This window comes from Rickettsiales bacterium (genome assembly GCA_035765535.1).
Classification (GTDB): domain Bacteria; phylum Pseudomonadota; class Alphaproteobacteria; order Rickettsiales; family JABCZZ01; genus JABCZZ01.
Window position 1 is genome coordinate 43,385 of the sequence record DASTXE010000002.1, and the last position, 21,242, is coordinate 64,626.

A 21,242-nucleotide genomic window follows, 5' to 3' on the forward strand; every position below is an offset into this window, starting at 1 on the left:
TTGCTGCAATGGTGCGGCGGGCGGTTCTCGGTTTCAGTATTATGGGAAAAGAACCATCTAGGCAGCCAGGTTATTATCCGGGACAAATGGCGACTGTGGGCCTGCTGCTGGCGGGGGCTACCGCTATTTTCTTGGGGATTGCGGTTGCGCTTCCCGCGCTGAGTTTTACCATCCCGTTCATATGGGGTGGAGCGGCTGCTCTAGGCGTTGGCCTGTTTGGCTATATGAACCACCAGAAACATCAGTATGAAGCCAGAATGGCTGCTGCAGGCGAACAGCCGGAACGCGCGAAGGGTATGGAACATTCCCATGGAATGGTGCCACATGAACATGGTCATGGGCACGATAATGGACACGGATACGGATATGATCACAATAATGGATACGGGCACGATCACGGATACGCGCATGGGCAAGGACATGCGCATGAGTATGGATCTGGGCATCACCGCGGGCACGATGATGACAGCTGGGCGCAGAGCGTGCTGGACAGCAGGGAGTATGCCGCCTCGGACGATATACAGCGCTAAGCTGCCGCAACACTTCATCATATAAAGCTGTTATTCCTATTTAAATGCCGCTATAATAGCGGCTTATTGCATTTTGGGATAATAGCGGGACATGGCGTCATCGGTCAGCGTAATTGTAGTAAGTTATTATACGGGGCCGACTCTCTGGCTCACGATCGCTTCGGCGCTTCGGCAACCTGAATGCCGGGAAATCATCATCGTCAATAACGGCAACATGACAGGCGTGGAAAAACGTCTGCGCGACCTCGCGGCCAAGGATCTGCGCGTGCGGCTGCTCTCCGGTCATGGCAATGTCGGTTTCGGCAAGGCAAACAATATGGGCGTTGCCGTTGCCACGGGAGATTATGTTCTCCTGCTGAATCCGGACAGCTTGCTCTTTGAGGGAGCGCTCGCGAAAATGCTGGAAGAAATGGAACGCTGGCCGGAAAATACCATGGCCGGGTGTTACTTGATTAATCCCGACGGCAGCGAACAACGCGGCGGCAGAAGGGCCTTGCTGACACCGACTAATGCTGCGGCGGAAAGTTTCGGACTGGGCTTTCTCCTTCCGTCCGAGCAGCGGTTAAATCATAACCGCCTTCCCATGCCGGAAGCAACGCATGAAGTGCCCGCCATTTCGGGAGCGTTCATGATGCTATCCCGTTCATTTTACCAGCGGCTGGGCGGTTTTGACGAAGCCTATTTCCTGCATATGGAAGATATGGATTTCTGCTACCGCGTGCACAAAGCGGGCGGCAAAGTAATATGTGTACCGTCCGTTAGGGTCATGCATTTCCGCAGTACGAGCGAGGTGACAAGCGCGTTCATAGAGAAATTTAAAGCCAAAGGATTTATCCGTTATCTGGAGAAATTCTTCAGCGAGAACACCTCGAAAGCTCTACTGCTTTTGCTTCGTGCGGGGATCTATGCACGCCTGTGGATGAAGATTATCATGGGCAAGATTGATAGTATGTTTGTACCGCCGCTCGCAGGGAAGCAGGAAATAGCGCGGATCGCGCTGCTATATCGCCTCGCAGAATTTGAAGGGCGGGAAGAAAATCTGGCCGGGAAGACGCTCATGGTCACGGGATCGCATTCGCAATTAGGGCTATGCATTATCGGCAAAGCGCTGGCGCAGGGGGCGCAGGTTATCGCGGTCGATAAGGAAGCCCCTTTGCTGTTTAACCATACGCACCTGCAATGGCTGCAGAGCGATCTTTCCAAAGATGATGGGCGTGCGCAATGTGCCGCTCTGAAAGCGGATGTGTTGTTCCATGCCGCGCCGTTAGAGCTGCTTGCGGACTTGCTGCAGGAATTAAAGGAAAGCAGCGTGCACCGCGTGATAGCATTTGTGGACGGCCTAACAAAAGAAGAAAGAGATTCAGAAGCATTGGCGGCCTTATTCCGTACCGCCCGCGAGCGCATGTGCGATCTGACCTTGTTGAATCCGCAGGTTATGTATGGCGTCGGCCTGGACCGCAATATAACGGCAATTGCCGATATCATCCGCCGTTACGGCAATATCCCGATTTCCGGCAAGGGCAGTGGCCTCAGGAACCCCACGTATGTATTGGACGTAGCGGATGCGGCCCTGAAAGCGGCTGAAAATCCGGCAACCTACGGCAGGCATTATGATATCGGGGGCAAGGAAAGCCTTGGCTACCGCGATATGATCATGCGGATCGCCGATTATATCGGTAAGCCCGTCCGCCTGGTGAAAGTGCCGTATATGCCTGCGATTATCGGGGCGCTCGGAGCGATTTACCAGCTGCCGCAGCTTAACGCGGTGATGGCACGCCGTATGAACCGCGATATATCATTTGACAATCAGGCGGCGATAGAGGATTTTGGTTATTATCCAAGCGGTTTTCTGGAAAAAGACGTAACATTGTAGTGGAGCCGGCAGGACAGGTTTATGAATGCAAGCGAAGCGCTAGACTCATACCGTAAAGCAGATGCGGTGTTTATCGTCTGCCAGAATAATGCGAAAAGAATACTCGAAATCGCTGCGCTGAACGATGAAGCGGCGCGTGTGACAGGATACCAGAACGAAGAAATCGTCGGGCGGCCTCTGTCCCTGATTCTGCCAGAGCGCATCAATAGCCTGATTGATGAATTCGTGGAATATGAAAACGATAAAACCGATCTGATGGGCGTGCTGACGAAAGTGCGCCAGTTCGCTATCCGCAAGAACGACGGCAAGGAAGCGGAATTCAAGCTGCGTATCGTTTGCGGCGAATCCATGGATAATAATCCCTGGTTCCATCTCGTGCTGGTAGATGAACAGCGTGTAAGGGATGCAAATGCATTCCGCGCCATCATCAAGGAAAATTTTAAAGGACATGAGGTGCTCGATACGCGCACCGGCCTGCCGAACCGCCTGTCGCTGATCAAGGACATCGAACTGATTACGTATTATGTGCGCGATAAGGGTATCACTGCTTCTTTCGCGGTGGCGGACATCAATAATTACGAACAGCTTCATGAGAAGTACGGTGAGGAAATCTGCAATGGGATGCAGCGCCATATCAGCGAAGTATTCCGCCAGAAAATGCGTACGGAAGATACAATTGGTACATTGTCCGAGCGCACGCTTGGCGTTGTGCTGGTCGGTGCATCGCAGGAAGAAGCCCGCATGGTGCTGAACCGCCTGCGCTGGGCGATCAGCGTGTCGCCCTTCCAGTGTGACGGGCAGGAAGTCGCTGCACAGGTGAATCTTTGCTTCACGCAGATTGATGGCAAGGTAAGCAATCTGGAATTGCTGCAGAAATGTGAGCAGCATATGATCGACCAGCGTGCGACGGCGGCTAATTCACTGCAGCTCGTAGTAGCGCGGGAACGCCGCGGCGAGGTAGCGGTCGACCGGCGTAAGCAGAACATTCCCGTGGCGGTGGAACGCCGTTCGGGCGGTGAACGCCGCAGTAAGCCGTAATAAGGCATTACACAGGTTTCAGGTGACAGGGGCGGCCGGCTTGTTATAAACTATCCGGAAAGAATACTTGGCCCGGATAATATGACTACATCGCTTGATTCATTGATCTCTCTCTTTGCAAAACTGCCCGGCTTAGGGCCGCGCTCTGCGCGTCGGGTCGTGCTGCATCTCGTGCGTAATCGTGAGAAATTACTAGGGCCTCTCGCAGCATCGCTCGCAGAGGCGGGGGAAACGATCCGCGACTGTTCCATATGCGGCAATCTTGATGTGAGCGATCCATGCAATATATGCAGTGACGAACGGCGCGATAAGACGCAAATTTGTGTGGTCGAAGAAGTGGCGGATCTGTGGGCTATCGAACGTAGCGGCATGTTCCGCGGCGGTTACCATGTGTTGGGAGGCGTGCTTTCAGCGCTGGATGGAAAAGGGCCTGATCAGCTGAATATTGACAGTCTTGTCTCCAGGGCTTCTTCCGTCATAGTGGGCGAAGTGATTCTGGCGACCAACGCGACCGTAGAAGGCCAGACGACAGCGCATTATATCAGCGACCGGCTCGCAAACAGCAATGTCCGCATTTCAAGGCTGGCGCACGGTATTCCCATTGGTGGCGAGTTGGATTATCTCGATGACGGAACATTGGGCGCTGCGCTCAAGGCCAGGATTGCCGTCTAGGAAGCGCTTTCCCAGCCGAATGCGGTGATAAAAACACCCTCGGAAAGAATATAAGAATCTTTGACTGCGATAGAATCGTGCAGATTAGTGTTCCTGTTTGCAGGCTCTATGAATTCGGAAGCTTGAGCACGGAGCCACTTGGAATGGCAGGGAAGTACAAGGCAATGCTGTGTATGTTCGAGAAGCAATGTGCCCAGCGAACGGTTTTCCATATCGGCATAATCTTCTGCGCGCAGTAAGATGCATTTACGTTCATGCTGCGCATGATCGAGCGCTTTCTGGCATTGTATAAACTGGCCGGGCGCGAGCATGGCCGCTTCTTCACATAACAGCCGCGGATCGTAAAGCGTCATGCCGCTATCCCATAACCCGCCCTGGCTGATAAGAACGCGTGCGAAGGTCTCATCCGCCCGCTCGGTAAAAACGCCCACCTTGCATAACGGGCCATCCTGCACATTCTGCCCCGGAACAATATAGCTATGGTGTGAGTCTGCATTGGCGGCAGGTGTTCCGAACAGGACAAAATTCGTCATTCCCGCTGCTGCAGCAGCATGAGATACCGCATTATGGAAATCTTCTTCCTGCTCCATGATATGGTCGGCTGGCAGTATGAGATGCAGCATGTCCTCAAGATGTTCGCTAAGAGCGGAAATAATCACGGCCGCGGAATTGTGGCGTGCTTCCGGCTCCAGAAAAATAATGGCATCGTTGATATCCATTCGCTTCAGGTCTGCCAGAATGAAAAAGATATGTTCGATATGCGCCACGATAATGGGCGCGGCGTAACGCGTACGGTCACTGACACGTTTCAGCGTAATGGAGAACAGGGAATCTTGTGTGGAAGATTGCGCAAAAGATGCGGAGGAATGCGCAAACGAAACGGGCCACGGTTTCTTGTCGAAACCATTACAAAGTATGACCGGCCGAACTCCCGCTGCATTGATGTCGCTCATCTAAGCCGCCTGTGATTGCTCGAAAACGCAGACAGCAATACACTCAAATGTTGCCTAAGGGAAAAAATAATACAACTCGGGCGTGGGTTTCCAACGCCATATGGCAAATAAGTCACTATACTTTGCGGTGCTTGGTATCCGGTAGGAATACTGTAAGCAGGCCGAGCGCCGGAAGCCACGCACAAAGCCCGTAGACATAAGTGATACTGGTAGCATCCGCCAGCCTGCCGAGCAGCGCCGCTCCGAGGCCGCCCATTCCGAAAGCAAAGCCGAAGAATAATCCTGCGATTGTGCCAGGCTTGCCGGGAATGAGTTCCTGTGCATAAACGATAATTGCGGAGAAGGCGGAAGCGATGATCACGCCGATAACGAAACTCAGCACGATAGTCCATGTGAGATCGGCGTGAGGCAGCATAAGCGTAAACGGCAGCACTCCAAGAATAGAGCCCCAGATAACGCGCTTGCGGCCAATCAGATCGCCGATATGACCGCCCGACAACGTGCCGATGGCAACGGCACCCAGAAAGATGAACAGGTAAAACTGGGAATCCTGCACCGAAACACCGAACTTATGCATCAGGTAGAAGGTGTAGTAATTATTGATGCTGGCAAGATAGAAAAACTTTGAGAACATCAGCAGCATCAGCACGGCGATAGCTCCGATAATCCGTCCCCGCGAGAATGCGAGGGGTTGCGCGGCAGAAGCTTTCGCCCTGCCGGTGCGTACATGATGCGTATGATACCAGCGGCTGGCGAAGGTCAGCACGCCAATGGCTGCCAGCGCTGCGAAAGAGAACCATGCAATACTGTGCTGCCCATGCGGCAGAATGACGTAAGCCGCAATCAGCGGACCGAATGCTGTGCCCGCATTCCCGCCCACCTGGAAGAAGGACTGGGCAAAACCATGCCTGCCGCCGGAAGCCGCGCGTGCCATGCGGGAGGATTCAGGGTGAAAGACGGAAGAGCCGCTGCCCACTAAAGCCGCACCCAGGAGAATGGTATAAAAATGCCCTGCCATGGAAAGCGTCAGCAATCCGCTGAGCGTCAGCCCCATGCCAAAGGGAAGGGAATAAGGCTTGGGCCGTTTGTCCGTATATAACCCGATCATAGGCTGCAGCAGCGATGCGGTCAGCTGGTAGGTCAGCGTAATCAGGCCTATCTGGGTGAAGTTCAGCGAAAAGCTGTTTTTAAGAATCGGGTAGATCGAAGGCAGCAGCGACTGAATCATGTCGTTGAGAAAATGGCTGAAACTCAGGGCCAGTAGAATGCCCATCGCGACGGATTTTTCGTCGTAATGCTTTACGGTATCGTTCATGATGCTTATGCCAAAACTGCTTGCGGAAGGCGCATAATAAAGGCAAAAGCACCCTTAATCAATATAAATTACCTGCTTTGGCAGTCTTCTTGTGTCCGGCAGGAACACGGTGAGCAGTCCGATGGCCGGAAGCCATGCGCAGAATTGATACACAAGCTCAATGCTGATTTTATCGGCTAGTTTTCCTAAGGCAATTGCGCCGGTAGCGGACATGCCGAAAGCGAAGCCGAAGAAGATGCCCGATATGGTGCCGGGCTTGCCCGGAATAAGCTCCTGCGCATACACAATGATGGTAGTCAGTGCCGATGCCAGAATGAAGCCGATGATGAAGCTCAGCACGACGGTATAGAACAGGTCGGCATAAGGCAGCATAACGGTGAATGGCAGGGGGCCGAGTATGGAAATCCAGATGACGCGCTTGCGGCCGAACCGGTCGCCGATCGGGCCGCCAGCGAGCGTGCCGAGCGCAATCGCACCAAGGAATATGAACAGGTCAATCTGCGCCTCATGCACGGGGATATAAAATTTATTCATGAGGTAGAACATGTAGTAATTATTCATGCTGGCGATATAGAAATATTTGGAGAAGATCAATAGCATCAGAATGAAAATGGACATTGCGAGCTTGCGCGGGGGCACGGTGGCAAGCGTGGTTTTAGCGCGCACCGGCTGAAAAACCTGTTTGCGGATATAATGGGCTTTGTACCAGAGGCTGGCGAACACAAGCAGGCCGATGGCCAGCAGTGCGTCTGCCGAGAACCAGCAGATGCTCTGTTGTCCGTTAGGCAATACAAGATAAGCTGCAAGCAGCGGGCCGAAAGCCGTACCTGCGTTACCGCCCACCTGAAAGAATGACTGTGCCAGGCCATGTTTGCCGCCGGAAGCTGCACGAGTCATACGCGAAGCTTCCGGATGGAAGATTGCCGATCCGGTGCCGATAAATGCGGCACTCATTAATATGGTTATGAATTGGTCCGCATGGGATAGGAGAATGATACCGGTCAGCATAAGCACCATGCCGAACGGTAATGAATAGGTCTTAGGGTTTTTATCCGTATAAATGCCCACCGCTGGCTGAAGAAGGGACGATGTGAGCTGATAAGTCATTGTAATTGTACCGATTTGGGTAAAATTCAATGCCAGCGAAGCCTTTAAAATTGGATAAATAGAGAACAGCAGCGACTGGAGCATGTCGTTGATAAAGTGACTGAAGCTTAGTGCCAGTAATATGTTTACAGACACAGCTCCGCCAGAGGATCCCTTTGTACTTGCCATAATGATACCTTAAGTGAGATAGCAGTAGGCATTTTGTAGAGAACTCGACGCACGCACTTGCTTATCAACTTTGGAAATAGCAGAAAACCGCGAAAAAGTCATGAAATATGAACGTTTCAGTTGCAAATAATAAAGTAGTTTTTTTGAGAAAACTGCTATATTATCAACGCGCTTTTTGTAACGAAACTGTCACATTTCGGTGACCCGGGTAATCCGCCGTGGAACACATAGCCCGATATTTTTCTTTTGTCCAGCGCCCCTTTAATGCCGTAATCAGCCGGTGGCCTTCCTATGCCCGGCTGATGCGTCTCGGCCAGCCTGTGGGCATATTTCTGCTGCTTTGGCCATGCTGGTGGTCGCTTGCGCTTGCGCAGCATGCAATGCCGTCATTCGGCCTGCTGGTGCTGTTTGCGGTAGGGGCCGTGGCGATGCGCAGTGCCGGCTGTATCATAAACGATATGCTGGACCGTGACTTTGACCGTCATGTTGAACGCACGCGCACTCGCCCGCTTGCCAGCGGCGAAATCACGATGCGGCAGGCGGCATATACGTTACTGGCCTTGCTGGTGCTGTCGTTGCTGATCGTCCTTTGTATGAATCTGATGGCATTTAAGCTTGCCGCTTTTTCTCTGGTGCTGGTAGCGTCCTATCCGCTGATGAAGCGCATCACATGGTGGCCGCAGGCATTTCTCGGAATCACCTTTAACTGGGGAGCATTGATGGGGTGGGCCGCTGTCAATGGCGATGTGGCGTTGCCTGCCATACTATTATATATAGGCGGTATCTTCTGGACGCTGGGTTATGACACGATATATGCACACCAGGACAAAGCGGATGATATGAGGATCGGTGTGAAGTCCACGGCACTTCGACTGGGAGAAGAGAGTCGTTTCTGGATTACATTATTTTATGTGGCGGCAGCCCTTTTGTGGGCAGTAGCCGGAATTACCGCAGGCAACAATTGGCGCTATTATATAGGCCTGATGGCAGTAGCTGCGCATTTTGCATGGCAGCTGCATATAGTGAACATTAATGATCCTGCAAATTGCCTCCGTGTTTTCCGCTCCAACTCCGTGCTGGGATTGATCCTGTTTCTGGCGCTGGTGGTGTAAGGCTTAGTGTATTACCGTTTACGCTGCTGCATCTCAATATCTATGCCACGTTCCTGCAGGGCTAATGTGGCATGTCGCATAATACCGCCAAACCCCTTATTGTCCGGATGTGATGCATGAATGGTAATTACACTGGTATCGCCATTTTTTTTAACGGAGATTCCGTCTCTGCCTAGCGCCTCTCTGAGACCTGCTTCCACGACGGCATCCGGGTCGTGTAATGTTAGAGTAATAATACGATCAGTCGGTTCAGATCGTCTTTGAGTGCCTGCAACACTGGCCTGGATGTCGGTCTCCTCACCGGCCAGTACTCCAGCCAGTTTTACCGCCGCATCTCTTGCTGCTTCAATATATTTATGATCGAATTGATTGCCCGTAGGTAGGGCTGTCCTAGAGTAATAATAATTTTGTCCTTCTTCATCCTTATCCAAATCGGCATATGCATCGCTGACTTTATTCGTTAATTTTCTCAATTGCATAGTGTCCGCAGAGAAAGTAATTTCTACGCCTGTATGATTCTGATCTTTGAAATCTTGTTTATTTGCGTTGATTCCGGCCTGTTCTAGAAAGGTTTCTACAGACGATATGAATTGGTCCGTTTTGGCTTGATTATGTTCTATGTCCTTATCCCTAGGAGCCATCCGTCTCGCTTCTATCTTCTTGTTTGTATAAGAGATCCTTATACTATATTGGCTATCTGTATCCGGAATCTGCGTTAATTCCAATAAGTGCTCGGCGTAAGGCTGACCATCTATATATTTGATTCTGCCATTAAATGCTGCAAGAGCCTTATCTAAACTCGAAAGCTCATTATTATTATCGTTTCGTTTTAATATTTTATCTAAAAAGCTCATTATATTTTCCGCATGTTAAAAGTTATATTAAAGGAATAATATTAAGGATTAATTAATGCTTGTTGAATTCTCCCGGCGTAATGCCGGTAGGGCTGGAATTGCAAAAAATAATTTTGTACAAACCTATCTGTAAAAGATTAAGTATACAGGGGAAGAACCATGTCCGCAGTCACGATTTATCACAATCCGGCGTGCAGCACGTCACGCAATGTGCTGGAAATGATACGTAACACAGGCGTAGAGCCGCAGGTTGTTGAGTATTTAAAAAATCCGCCCAGCCGTGCTGAACTTGCCAGACTGGTAAAGCAAAGTGGGTTGAGTGTGCGGGAAGTGTTGCGTCAGAACTCCGAGCCGTATGAAACTCTGGGGCTTGCGGATCCGAAATGGAGCGACGATGAACTCCTCGATTTTATGGCGCAGCATCCGGTTTTAATGAACAGGCCGATCGTTACTACGCCGCGCGGTGTTCGTCTATGTCGACCCAAGGAAAAAGTACTGGAGATATTACCCTAGCGTTTCTGGACTTCCATCAATTAATTACCTCTAATATTAATATTAAAATTATTTATATTATAAACCAATAGGTATAATTTAGCGGCCTGTTTCACTATATATGGAGACGGTCTGCATTCCGTCAGTGAATTACAGCTTGATTTCACGCCGGTTTTCCACCATGAATAGCTGCGTATAACTTGCAGGATGTGGAAATATAATGCGATCTTTCAAAATCATTATGATGACTGCTGCAGCGCTGACATTGGTCAGCACAAATGCATATGCCCAGGCGGACAGTACGCTGGCGCAGGAAGCGGGGCAGCCATCGCAGGGGCAGGTGCTTCGCCGCATTGAAATCAAGGGCAATCAGCGCATTGAGGAATCTACTATCCTGACTTATCTCGGCCTGAGAGAAGGTGAGCATGTTTCCCAGTACGATGTGGATACGGCTCTGAAGAACCTCTTTGCTACCGGCTTTTTTGCAGATGCGAATATTGACCGCTCCAATGCCGCAGAAGGCCAGGTTGACCTGGTGGTGAATGTCATCGAAAACCCGCTGGTAAACAAAGTGGTTTTCGAAGGGAACAAAGAAGTTGAAGACAAGGATTTGAACGCGGAGCTGGAACTGAAGGCGCGTTCGATCTACACGCGCACGAAATTGCAGAACGACGTTAAAAGAATTCTGGATATCTACCGTCGCGGCGGCCGTTATTCCGCGCAGGTGAACCCGAAAGTAATCGAGCTGGATCAGAACCGCCTGAACCTGGTGTATGAAATCCAGGAAGGACCGGTAGCGAAAGTACAGAAAATCTCTTTCATCGGAAATGAGAACTTCGACAATAACACGCTGGAAAAAGTCATCCGCACCGAAGAAACCCGCTGGTATAAGTTCTTCACCAGTGACGACAAATACGACCAGCAGCGTCTGCAGTATGACCAGGAATTGCTGCGCCGTTTCTATACCTCAGCAGGCTTTGCCGACTTCCAGGTGAAATCCGCGATTGCCGAGCTTTCCCCGGAGAAAGACGCGTTTTATGTGACCTTCACCGTGGAAGAAGGCAAGCGTTATGATTTCGGCAATGTCCAGATCGTTTCCGGTCTGAAGGGCGTAAATGTAGCTGAGCTGCAGGATAAGCTGCAGACCAAGCAGGGAGAGATCTATAATTCCAGTAAGCTCGAAAGCACGATTGATGCACTGACCAAAGAGTTGGGCAATCGCGGTTTTGCATTCGTTGATATCGATCCGCGCCTCAAGCGTGATCCCAAAAAGCGCACCATTGATGTAACCTACGCCATCAAGGAAGGCCCGCGCGTTTATGTGGAAAAGATTAACATTATCGGTAACGTGCGCACGCTGGATGAAGTGATCCGCCGCGAATTCCGCCTTGCGGAAGGCGATCCGTACAGCACGTCGAAGATCGCGCGTTCCGAACAGCGCCTGAACAATCTGGGCTTCTTCGAGAAGGTGAAGATCTCCACTTCTCCGGGTGACTCACCGGATAAGGTCGTTATCAACGTACAGGTACAGGAAAAATCCACCGGTGAAATTTCCATCGGCGGCGGTTTCTCGACCACCGAAGGTCCGCTGGCTCAGTTCGGCATTAAGGAGACCAACCTGCTCGGACGCGGCCAGGATCTGCGCTTCAATGCAGCGGTGTCTGCGGTCGACCAGCAATATGACATCAGCTTCACAGAGCCCTATTTCATGGACCGTGAGCTGGCTGCCGGGTTCGATCTGTTCAGGACGGAACTCTATACCTATACCGGCATTCCATATGACTCTACGACAACGGGTCTGAAGCTGCGTATGGGCTATGCATTGTCCGAACAGTGGAAGCAGATGCTGAACTATACGATCAAGCAGACCGACATCACGAACATTCAGGCAGGCGCATCGACCTTCATTGTGGACCAGGCCGGAACCTGGACGGAATCGTCTGTCGGTCAGGCACTGTCCTATGACAATCGCGACAATAAATTTACCCCGACAACGGGTGAATATTTCCGCCTGAATAACGATGTGGCCGGTCTCGGCGGCGACGCGAAATATCTGCGTACCGAAGTGCACGCCTCATATTATTATCCGGTCGCGCCGAAATGGACCTTCTCGCTCAGCGGTGCTGGCGGTTATATCTTCGGCCTGGGTCAGGATATCCGCATTGAAGACAGGTTCTTCCTCGGCGGTGACTCGTTCCGCGGCTTTGAACCCTACGGTATTGGCCCGCATGCCAGCACGACGGGCGATTCGCTTGGCGGTAACATGTATTACACCATCACGCCTGAGCTGACGTTCCCGCTCGGCCTGCCGGACGACCTGGGCTTCCTGGGGTCGATATTTGTTGACGCTGGTAGCTTGTGGGATGTACAAGAAAGCGGACCGGGCGTAGTGGATCCGTCTGCAATCAGAATGTCGGCAGGTGTGGGAGTGTCCTGGTCATCGCCGTTTGGGCCGATCCGTGTCAACCTGTCGCCGGCACTGATTAAAGAGAAATATGACTCCACCCAGATATTCCAGTTTAACTTCGGTACAAGATTCTAATAAGAAAGGTAATTTTATGCGTTTTCGTACCCTCATTTCTTCCACGGTTGCAGCCGGGATCATGGCATTTGCCGCAACGTCCTATGCGGACAACATTGCCTATGTGAATGTTCAGGACATCATGAACAAGTCGAGCGCCGGCAAGTCCATTAAGGAACAGCTGGAAGCCAAGCAGAAAACCTTCCGCTCGGAAGTCGGCAAGAAGGAAGAATCACTCCAGAAAATGGGTCAGGAGCTGAGCAAAGAGCAGAGCGTTCTGTCCGCATCCGCATTCGATAAAAAAGTAAAAGCATTCCATGCTAAGGAAACCGAAGCGCAGAAAGATGCGCAGGAAAAAGGTTTCGTGCTGGAAAATGCCAAGCAGACCTCCCTGACCGAACTTCAGAAAGCGGTATTCGATATTGTCAGCAAGATCTCAAAGGACAAAGGCTATAGCGCAGTCCTGCCGAATACGGCGCTGCTGTATGCGGATTCCAAACTCGACATCACAAACGAGGTGCTCGACCAGCTGGATAAGAACCTGCCGAAGGTGACGGTGAAATTTAAATCCCCGTCTTCTCTGAATGCGGAATAATAAGCCTGGCTATCACTGAATAGCCGGGAGAGCATATGGCAGATCCACGTTTTTTTAATAACGCCGGTCCGTTCACTATCGCGCAGATAGCCGGACTGACCGGCGCTGAAATCGTCGGCGGCGATGCTGCGAAGCCGCTTAGCGATGTGGCGCCTCTGGATAAGGCATCGGGGAACGAAGTTAGTTTTCTCGACAATGTCAAATATATTGATTCGTTCCGGAAATCGGCCGCAGGTGCATGTTTTGTTCATGCCAAGCATATCAAACAGGCGCCGGAAAGCATGACCTTGCTGGTATGTGCGGAACCTTACAGCGCTTATGCGCTGGCGGCACAGCAGTTCTATCCCTTGCTCCCGGCAATAGGGCATATATCCGGGCAGGCCTCTATCGCATCTTCCGCGAAAGTCGGTAATAACTGCGTCATCGATCCCTTTGCCGTGATAGGGGAGCGGGCAGAGATAGGCGAGCATTGCCATATCGGCGCAGGAGCGGTCATCGGGGCGGGCGTAACGATAGGTCGTAACAGCTCTATCGGGGCAAATTCCACCCTGAGCCATTGCCTGGTGGGAGAAAATGTGATTATCCATCGCGGCGTGCATATAGGGCAGGACGGATTCGGCTTCGCGTTGGGCAGGACCGGCCCCATCAAGGTGCCGCAGCTCGGACGCGTTGTGATCGAGGATAATGTCGAGATCGGTTCCGGAACATGTATCGATCGCGGCGCCGGGCCGGACACAGTAATCGGGCAGGGAACGAAAATCGACAATCTCGTGCAGATAGGGCATAACGTCACGATAGGAAGATATTCCATCATTGTGTCGCAGGTCGGTATTTCCGGCAGCACGCATATCGGTGCAGGCGTCATGATCGGCGGCCAGGGCGGCATTGCGGGACATTTGCGGATCGGAAACGGCGCAAGGGTTGCGGCACAGGGCGGCGTCATGACGGATATTCCGGACAAGGCGGCTTACGGCGGTTCACCTGCCGTACCGGTAAAAGATTGGCATCGCCAGACCATCGCGGTGGCGCGGCTTGCAAAAAGAAAAGGAGCGGAAAATGACTGAAGAGACCATGAAAAAAGTTGAATACGGAGCGGGGCATAAAGGCGGCGCATCGCTGGATATCGATCGCATTATGCGGATGATTCCGCACCGTTATCCGTTTCTGCTGGTGGATAAGGTCATTAACATCGTGGAAGGTGAATCGGCCACAGGCATCAAGAATGTCACTTTCAACGAACCGCATTTCGTGGGCCACTTCCCGCAGAAACCGATCATGCCTGGCGTTCTGATTATCGAAGCGATGGCGCAGACTTCCGCGCTGCTGGTCGTACATACGATTGGGGAGCAGGCAGAAGGCAAGCTGGTCTATTTCATGTCGATCGAAGAGGCGAAATTCCGCAAGCCTGTTGTGCCGGGGGATACGCTGGAGATTCACGTGCAGAAGGCGAAAAGCCGCGGCAATGTCTGGAAGTTCATGTGTGAGGCGCATACAGCCAACGGCAAGGTAGCGGAAGCGACCATCAGCGCAATGATTGTGGAATAACCGGCTCTCACGCTGGTTTCTTCGATTGTAATATAATGCAATAACTTGTGATTTGCAGCAGTCTGTCGCGCTGACTAGAGTGCGCACATGGAAACGGTTTCGATAAGGTAAAATAAATGACGAATATACATCCCACCGCCGTGATTGAAGACGGCGCAAAACTGGCCCCCGATGTAAAAGTGGGAGCGTTCTGCGTTGTGGGAGCGGAAGCAACATTGAGCAGCGGTGTCGAGTTGGTATCCCACGTATCCGTGAGCGGTTGCACGGAAATCGGCCAGAATACGAAAATTTTCCCGTTTGCTTCCATAGGTCATGCGCCCCAGGATCTGAAATACAAGGGAGAAAAATCTCGCCTTGTAATCGGCAAGAATAACATGATCCGTGAGCATGTGACCATGAATCCCGGCACACAGGGTGGTGGCATGCTGACACAGGTCGGCGATAACTGCCTCTTCATGGTCGGCGCGCACGTGGCGCATGATTGCCGCGTCGGTAACAATGTTATCCTCGCCAATAATGCGACGCTGGGTGGACATGTGACGGTGGATGATTTTGCCATTATCGGCGGTCTGGCGGCAGTGCACCAGTTCGTGCGCATCGGCAGGCATGCAATTGTGGGCGGTATGTCCGGCGTCGAAAATGACGTCATTCCTTACGGTTCGGTCATAGGTGAACGTGCATCCTTGGCGGGCCTGAATCTTGTCGGCCTGAAACGTCGTAATTTCGACCGTGAGACCATTCATGCGCTCAGGACGGCGTACAAAATGCTGTTCGATGCCGACAAGGGCACATTGTTCGAACGTTCCACGCAGGTGCAGGAAACATTCCAGAAATTTGCGCCCGTGCAGGAAATTATCAGCTTCATGGAAGACAAAGGCACACGTTCGCTGTGCACTCCCAAAATGTCGTAACCGGACGCAAGTGCGTCAGGACAGGATATCGCGCTTATGGACACCACTCCCCAATCCCAGGCTCCGCTGGGCATCATAGCAGGCAGCGGAGGATTGCCGCGCCAGATGATAGAGCGCTGTGCGCGTAGCAGTCGCGAGGTATTCGTGGTGGCCATTGAGGGTGATACAGACCAGCAGACGATAGAAAACGTTCCGCATATCTGGATTAATCTCGGTGCAGTAGGCACGGCCATTGAGGCGCTGAAATCGGCAGGTGTGAAGGATCTGGTGCTGGCAGGAAAAATTAACCGTCCTGCAATTTCGGCTCTGCGTCCGGATGCAGTAGGTGCGCGCCTGGTAGCCAAGCTCGGTTTTTCAATTTTCGGTGGCGACGCCGCCATATTCAAAACGATTGTGGCCTTCCTTGAAGAGCACGGCTTTCGCATTATCGGCAGTGAAGAGGTTATGGAAGAGCTAATCGCGCCGCAGGGGCCGCTCGGTCAGCATATTCCGGATAAACAGGCCCGCAAGGATATTGAATTGGGGGCGAAGCTCGTCCGTGCAATCGGAGAGTTCGATGTCGGCCAGGCGGTGATAGTAAAGAACGGTCTGGTGCTGGGCATTGAAGCAGCAGAAGGCACAGACGCATTGATCGAACGTTGTGCGGCCATTAAAGGCGATGGTAAGGGCGGTGTGCTGGTGAAAGCCAGGAAACCCATACAGGAAGAGCGTGTAGATCTACCAACTATCGGCGAACAGACAATCATGCTGATCCACAGAGCGGGATTCAGCGGTATTGCTGTCGAAGCGAAACACTCGCTTATCGTGAACAGGCGCGAAGTTATCAGGCTGGCCGATTCGCTGGGACTCTTTGTCATCGGGTTCTCACTGGGTGACTAGGTACCAGCTGAATAAATACACTTAAATATTCTCCTTTTAGCTGCGCTTGTTTTATCTTGTGTTTAAGAGGCATTCACCTACAAATACAGTATGCCGGTCATATATCTCATTGCAGGCGAAGCATCGGGCGATGCATTGGGCGCGAGCCTGATGCATGCGATCCATACTGTCCGCCCGGATGTACGTTTTGCCGGAGTGGGCGGAAACGCGATGCGTGCTGCTGGTCTGCAAAGCCTGTTTCCTTATGAAGCCTTATCCGTAATGGGGTTTATGGAAGTGCTGCCACATATTCCGAAATTCCTGCGGCTCCTTCGGGAAACGGCGCAGGATATCGCCGCAAAACAGCCCGATCTGGTCGTAACGATAGATTCTCCCGGCTTTAACTTCCGGCTTGCAGATATGCTCAGGAAGAACCTGCATACACAGGACATCAAACGTATTCACTATGTCGCGCCGAGCGTATGGGCGTATAAGCCGGAACGGGCTGCAAAAACCGCCCGCCTGTTTGACCGGCTGCTGGCAGTATTGCCGTTTGAACCGCCTTATTTTGAAAAAGAAGGACTGCAAACGAACTTCGTGGGCCATCCCGTCCTCTGGCAAGAAAATAAAGGTGATGCTGCCGCATTCCGCAACCGCCACAACATAGCTGCAGATGAGTCGGTTCTGCTTGTACTACCGGGCAGCAGGCGGGGTGAGGTACAGCGCCATTTGCCGATCTTCATGGAAGCGGCAAAAGCAATGGCAGGTTACAAAATAGTGGTCATGGCCGGAGCGCAGGTGAAGCGTTATATTGCAGAGAATGTGCCGCAAGATGTGGTGGTGTGCGATGTGCAGGAAAAACAGGATGCGTTCGCAGCGGCAACGCTGGCGCTCAGTAAATCCGGTACAGTGACGCTGGAGCTTGCGGCAAGTCTGGTGCCGACTGTCGTAGCGCATAAAGTGAGCGCGCTTTCCGCCTGGCTGCTGAAGAAAATGATCCTGATAAAGTATGTAAGCCTTGCCAATATTGCGCTAAATGAGGAAGTGATTCCTGAGCTCTTACAAGAGCGTTGCACGGTCACGGAAATTACGTCGGCACTGCGGACATTAGCGGCATCTGAAATGATGCAGAGGCAGAAGGAAGGGTATGAAAGGGCTATCCGTGCTCTGCGCGGAAATAATACCGAACCGCCTGATAAAATGGCTGCGGAAGCGGTATTGGCGGAACTGGATCAATCAAAACACATTAAATAAGCCGCTCCCTGAATAGGAAGCGGCTTATCTCATCACTATCTTCTTTTATGCTCATCGAGCATGCCATCCATAAAAGCGTTGGCAATGGACATGGCTCGTTCGGAAAGCGAGTCAAGCCCATGACCGGATGGTTTGCGTAAGCGGTGAACATATAATATGCCTGTTGTCACAATAGCCACAAGCAAGGCAATTATCAGGCCCCCTACCAAGGCAAGCGCCGTGCCGGGTGTTACTCCGTGCAGGATGAGTGCCTGGTAAACCGCATATAAAGCACCACACACCAGCAACGCTACAAGCGCGCTGGTAATAAGCGCTAAAATAAAGACCACTGCAAGGCTCACCACCAGTTTGTGAATCAGGCGGCTGCTGGCTGCAACGGTCTTATTGAATAGCAGAATACCTGCAACTTTTTCCAGCATAGGGCCGTATCGAGTCTGTTGCGGCACGCGCTTAGCGGCGAAAAAGAGCGCCTAGCAGAAACCCTGCTCCCAACGCCAGTAACGTGGAACGCATAGGATTGTCCCTGATTTCGTCTTCCACCAGATGAGCCGTATCTGCAAGATGCTCGCTCGCCGATTCAAAATAATGACGCGCTTTACGCCCTGTGTTATGGGCAAAAGCCTCCAGATCGTTTTCCGCATCGCGCTTGGCGCTGTTAACGGTTTTCCGGACATCGGATTTAACCTCATTTGCATTTTCTTTGGTAGCGGCTGATAACATAAATATTCCTCCTTTACGGGTAAGTTCTGCATCACATAACTGCGATACTACAAAAGCTTATCACTAGCCATTATAAGAAACGAGACGCCGCATGGGGTGATAGCATAAAGAACCCATAAACAGCAGGAAGCACGATTGGCAGAAAAGCTGGAAAAGACACTAAAGCTATTCAAAAAAGCCTTAGTAGGTCCGGTAAGGATTGACACCGTCTAGCACGACATCCCATTTGACTTCGAGCGCATTGTCGTTATTCAGCGGCGCTACGGTGGCCAGCAATGCACCGCGCACAGGTTCAGGTAAGGTCTGGAGCGATTTGTCGCTGTCATTGCGGCTGTCACCTGCGAAGAAGACCTCCGTATTCACGAGCGGATAATTACCATGCGTAATGCGGAAATGCAGGTGCGGTGCGTGTTTTGCGTCTTCCTGGCCGGGGAATAAAGTGATGAAGCTGAAATTACCGAGATTATCGGTAACCGCACGGCCCGAACCGGCAAAACCGGGGTAGGGGCTGAGACGGTCGCCCAGCGGCTCGGTGAGGTATTTGCCATCGGCATTAGCCTGCCACAATTCCACAATGGCATCGCTGATCGGTACGCAGTTCCTATCCAGTACGTGACCGCGAACATAAACTTTCTGCCCGGAAGCATAAATGGATTTGCCTGCAGGTAAGGCCAGATTGTTGGAGGTGATGATGGATTCCCGGCCCGGATAACCGCCGCCATTGCTGCCGCTGAGCGATGGAGTCGGATGGCATTTGCTGTTCATGTCGGGAATGCGCGTCTGCATCTTTTCTGCTGCCGCGTGATGTTTGCGGTGATGCTTCGCATGTTTCTTTTTATGTGCTTTATGAGCAGGCTTGGCTACAGGAGCTGCCTGACACCCTACGGGGCATTGCTGCGGGGTGCTGCTGGGAAGACTGATGTCGGCAGCCATAGCAGAAAACGGAAGGAGCGATACAAGCAGCAGCGGAATTTTTCTCATCTTTGCACTCATAATATAATAGCTTATAAAACATCTCAGTACTGGGTTTTAATGTCAAGCCAATCCGTTACCGTCTTGATCTGAAAATCGTCGATTAATGCCGGAGCGTGTCCGACTCCCTCAACTTCGGTAAGTGTCACATTGTTTTTCTCGCTGCGCATGGCCTGTGCCGTCTCCCGGGAAAGAATATCCGAATTGCCGCCGCGCAATATCAGAACCGGACAGGTAACGGCGTTCCAGAAGGGCGAAAGATCGATATCCTTGATCTCCTCGTCTTTAACAGCGCTTTCGCGGAAGGGAATGCTGATATCCGGGTCGTAACGCAGCGCATATTGCCCATCGGAAAGCGCTTTATAAGTGGTGTTGAACATAAATGCCCAATCCTCTTCGGATTTAACCCCGAAGGTTGCTGCGTTCTTGCGCAACGCAGCATTGGCTTCTTCCCGGTTCGCGAAATTACCGGAAACGCCCACGTAGCCCATAATGCGTTTGAGCCCTGCGGCAGAAACGATTTTGCCGACATCGTTAAGCACCATGCGCTTGATCCGCCCCGGCTGGGCGCTGGCCAGCATCATGCCGAGTATGCCGCCCATGGAAGTGCCTATCCAGTCCACCTGGGCGATATTCAAATGTGTGAGCAGTGCGAGCGTATCGTTAAAATAAGTAGTGTAGCTGTAATCGGATTTGCGGATCAGCCAGTCGCTATAGCCGCGTCCGGCCATATCCGGGCATAAAACCCGGTAACGCGGAGCCAGCCTGATCGCGAGCCGTTCAAAGTCCAGCCCATTGCGTGAAAGCCCGTGCGAACAGAGGATGACGTTAGGGTTAGACGGGTCCCCGAATTCATAGTAGGCGATATGGCGTGGTTGCGCTTCATTAGCAGGTTCTGACAGGGTAATATAACGGGGTTCCGGAGGCATAAATTTTCTCTGGGATATTGGCCGGACTGTGCTATAAGCCCAATATAAATTGAGCGTCCAACTTAATAAAGAGAATAATGGCTTATGATGAATCTGACAGGCAAAACCGCGCTGGTGACCGGCGCTTCGGGCGGCATCGGTGGTGCTATCGCAAAGGCGCTGCATAACAATGGCGCAAAGCTTGTAATTTCCGGTACCCGTAAGGAAGCGCTGGATGCGCTGAATGCGGAACTGGGCGGTGCAGCAACCCCCATCACCTGTAACCTGTCTGACGGTGCTTCTATCGAAGCGCTGATCAAGGAATCGGAAGCAGCTCTTGGTCAAATCGATATCCTTGTCTGCAATGCGGGCGTCACGCGCGATAATCTCAGCATGCGCATGAAGGATGAGGAATGGCAGCAGGTGATCGACGTCAATCTGACAGCCACGTTCCGTCTCGTTCGCGCTGCCATGAAGGGAATGCTGAAACGCCGCAATGGCCGCATTATTAATATCACATCCATCGTGGGCACCATGGGCAATCCCGGCCAGGCGAATTATTGTGCCTCCAAAGCAGGTATCGCCGGTATGACGAAAGCGATCGCGCAGGAAGTAGCCAGCAGAAATGTGACGGTAAACTGCGTTGCGCCGGGATTCATAAAGACCGCCATGACGGACGCGCTCAATGAAGAACAGCAGAAACGCATTACGAACAACATTCCGGCGGCGCGTTTCGGTCTTCCGGAAGATGTGGCAGGCAGCGTGCTGTTCCTGGCAAGCGAGGCAGCCGCCTATATCACAGGGCAGACCCTACACGTTAATGGCGGCCTTTTGATGGTGTAGC

The 21,242-nt window shown here is 52.0% G+C and carries 21 protein-coding genes and 1 pseudogene; 14 read left to right on the forward strand and 8 right to left on the reverse strand.

All coding sequences use genetic code 11. The features are described from left to right. Positions 1-86 precede the first annotated feature (86 nt). The 4 genes from VFT64_02415 (at position 87) to recR (ending at position 4,113) form a co-directional block, all read left to right on the forward strand. The gene (locus VFT64_02415; GenBank protein ID HEU5046675.1) at positions 87-530 is read left to right on the forward strand and encodes a hypothetical protein; all 444 of its coding nucleotides are present in this window, start codon (positions 87-89) and stop codon (positions 528-530) included. A gap of 91 nt (positions 531-621) precedes the next feature. Beyond that, the gene (locus VFT64_02420) at positions 622-2,403 is read left to right on the forward strand and encodes a glycosyltransferase (GenBank protein ID HEU5046676.1); all 1,782 of its coding nucleotides are present in this window, start codon (positions 622-624) and stop codon (positions 2,401-2,403) included. A 21-nt stretch (positions 2,404-2,424) separates the two neighbouring features. After that, on the forward strand, positions 2,425-3,441 hold the full coding sequence (locus tag VFT64_02425) for a diguanylate cyclase (GenBank protein HEU5046677.1): 1,017 nt from the start codon (positions 2,425-2,427) through the stop codon (positions 3,439-3,441). 81 nt (positions 3,442-3,522) lie between these two features. After that, complete coding sequence (gene recR / locus VFT64_02430; protein HEU5046678.1) at positions 3,523-4,113, forward strand: recombination mediator RecR; 591 nt, start codon at positions 3,523-3,525, stop codon at positions 4,111-4,113. Here the strand turns inward: recR and VFT64_02435 are convergent. From VFT64_02435 to VFT64_02445, 3 genes are all read right to left on the reverse strand, one after another. After that, positions 4,110-5,066, reverse strand: coding sequence for a sugar phosphate nucleotidyltransferase (locus VFT64_02435; protein ID HEU5046679.1), 957 nt, complete (start codon positions 5,064-5,066; stop codon positions 4,110-4,112). The genes recR and VFT64_02435 overlap by 4 nt on opposite strands. A 115-nt stretch (positions 5,067-5,181) precedes the next feature. Next, positions 5,182-6,381 (reverse strand): MFS transporter, encoded by a 1,200-nt coding sequence (locus VFT64_02440; protein HEU5046680.1) that lies wholly within the window; start codon positions 6,379-6,381, stop codon positions 5,182-5,184. Positions 6,382-6,435: 54 nt separating this feature from the next. Next, positions 6,436-7,656 (reverse strand): MFS transporter, encoded by a 1,221-nt coding sequence (locus tag VFT64_02445; GenBank protein HEU5046681.1) that lies wholly within the window; start codon positions 7,654-7,656, stop codon positions 6,436-6,438. Positions 7,657-7,874: 218 nt separating this feature from the next. Between VFT64_02445 and ubiA the strand changes: the two genes are divergently transcribed. Beyond that, a complete protein-coding gene (gene ubiA / locus VFT64_02450) occupies positions 7,875-8,768 on the forward strand; it encodes a 4-hydroxybenzoate octaprenyltransferase (protein HEU5046682.1) in 894 nt (297 codons plus the stop codon). Positions 8,769-8,779: 11 nt separating this feature from the next. Here the strand turns inward: ubiA and VFT64_02455 are convergent, their stop codons facing one another. After that, the gene (locus VFT64_02455; GenBank protein HEU5046683.1) at positions 8,780-9,622 is read right to left on the reverse strand and encodes a hypothetical protein; all 843 of its coding nucleotides are present in this window, start codon (positions 9,620-9,622) and stop codon (positions 8,780-8,782) included. Between the two features lie 159 nt (positions 9,623-9,781). Here VFT64_02455 and arsC point away from each other — a divergent pair. The 8 genes and pseudogenes from arsC (at position 9,782) to lpxB (ending at position 17,798) form a co-directional block, all read left to right on the forward strand. Then, positions 9,782-10,132 (forward strand): annotated as a pseudogene (gene arsC / locus VFT64_02460) (arsenate reductase (glutaredoxin)). A 202-nt stretch (positions 10,133-10,334) separates the two neighbouring features. Next, positions 10,335-12,656: an outer membrane protein assembly factor BamA gene (gene bamA / locus VFT64_02465; protein ID HEU5046684.1), complete on the forward strand. Its 2,322-nt coding sequence runs from the start codon at positions 10,335-10,337 to the stop codon at positions 12,654-12,656. A gap of 16 nt (positions 12,657-12,672) precedes the next feature. Continuing rightward, positions 12,673-13,230, forward strand: coding sequence for an OmpH family outer membrane protein (locus VFT64_02470; protein HEU5046685.1), 558 nt, complete (start codon positions 12,673-12,675; stop codon positions 13,228-13,230). 35 nt (positions 13,231-13,265) lie between these two features. Continuing rightward, on the forward strand, positions 13,266-14,294 hold the full coding sequence (gene lpxD, locus VFT64_02475) for a UDP-3-O-(3-hydroxymyristoyl)glucosamine N-acyltransferase (GenBank protein HEU5046686.1): 1,029 nt from the start codon (positions 13,266-13,268) through the stop codon (positions 14,292-14,294). Positions 14,295-14,301: 7 nt separating this feature from the next. Then, complete coding sequence (fabZ, locus tag VFT64_02480) at positions 14,302-14,775, forward strand: 3-hydroxyacyl-ACP dehydratase FabZ (GenBank protein ID HEU5046687.1); 474 nt, start codon at positions 14,302-14,304, stop codon at positions 14,773-14,775. 116 nt (positions 14,776-14,891) lie between these two features. Beyond that, a complete protein-coding gene (lpxA, locus tag VFT64_02485; GenBank protein ID HEU5046688.1) occupies positions 14,892-15,686 on the forward strand; it encodes an acyl-ACP--UDP-N-acetylglucosamine O-acyltransferase in 795 nt (264 codons plus the stop codon). 36 nt (positions 15,687-15,722) lie between these two features. After that, positions 15,723-16,565: a UDP-2,3-diacylglucosamine diphosphatase LpxI gene (gene lpxI, locus VFT64_02490; GenBank protein ID HEU5046689.1), complete on the forward strand. Its 843-nt coding sequence runs from the start codon at positions 15,723-15,725 to the stop codon at positions 16,563-16,565. 90 nt (positions 16,566-16,655) lie between these two features. Further along, positions 16,656-17,798, forward strand: a complete 1,143-nt coding sequence (lpxB, locus tag VFT64_02495; protein ID HEU5046690.1) for a lipid-A-disaccharide synthase — start codon at positions 16,656-16,658, stop codon at positions 17,796-17,798. Positions 17,799-17,833: 35 nt separating this feature from the next. Here the strand turns inward: lpxB and VFT64_02500 are convergent, their stop codons facing one another. The 4 genes from VFT64_02500 to VFT64_02515 form a co-directional block, all read right to left on the reverse strand. Beyond that, complete coding sequence (locus VFT64_02500; protein HEU5046691.1) at positions 17,834-18,217, reverse strand: hypothetical protein; 384 nt, start codon at positions 18,215-18,217, stop codon at positions 17,834-17,836. A 31-nt stretch (positions 18,218-18,248) separates the two neighbouring features. After that, positions 18,249-18,518 (reverse strand): hypothetical protein, encoded by a 270-nt coding sequence (locus VFT64_02505; GenBank protein ID HEU5046692.1) that lies wholly within the window; start codon positions 18,516-18,518, stop codon positions 18,249-18,251. Between the two features lie 180 nt (positions 18,519-18,698). Beyond that, positions 18,699-19,499 carry a protocatechuate 3,4-dioxygenase gene (locus VFT64_02510; protein ID HEU5046693.1) on the reverse strand — a complete coding sequence of 267 codons (801 nt, stop codon included), beginning with the start codon at positions 19,497-19,499 and terminating at the stop codon, positions 18,699-18,701. A 35-nt stretch (positions 19,500-19,534) separates the two neighbouring features. Beyond that, positions 19,535-20,419, reverse strand: a complete 885-nt coding sequence (locus VFT64_02515; protein ID HEU5046694.1) for an alpha/beta hydrolase — start codon at positions 20,417-20,419, stop codon at positions 19,535-19,537. Positions 20,420-20,503: 84 nt separating this feature from the next. On the opposite strand from VFT64_02515, the gene fabG reads away from it, so the two are divergent. Then, positions 20,504-21,241, forward strand: coding sequence for a 3-oxoacyl-[acyl-carrier-protein] reductase (fabG, locus tag VFT64_02520; GenBank protein ID HEU5046695.1), 738 nt, complete (start codon positions 20,504-20,506; stop codon positions 21,239-21,241). Position 21,242: the final 1 nt, after the last annotated feature.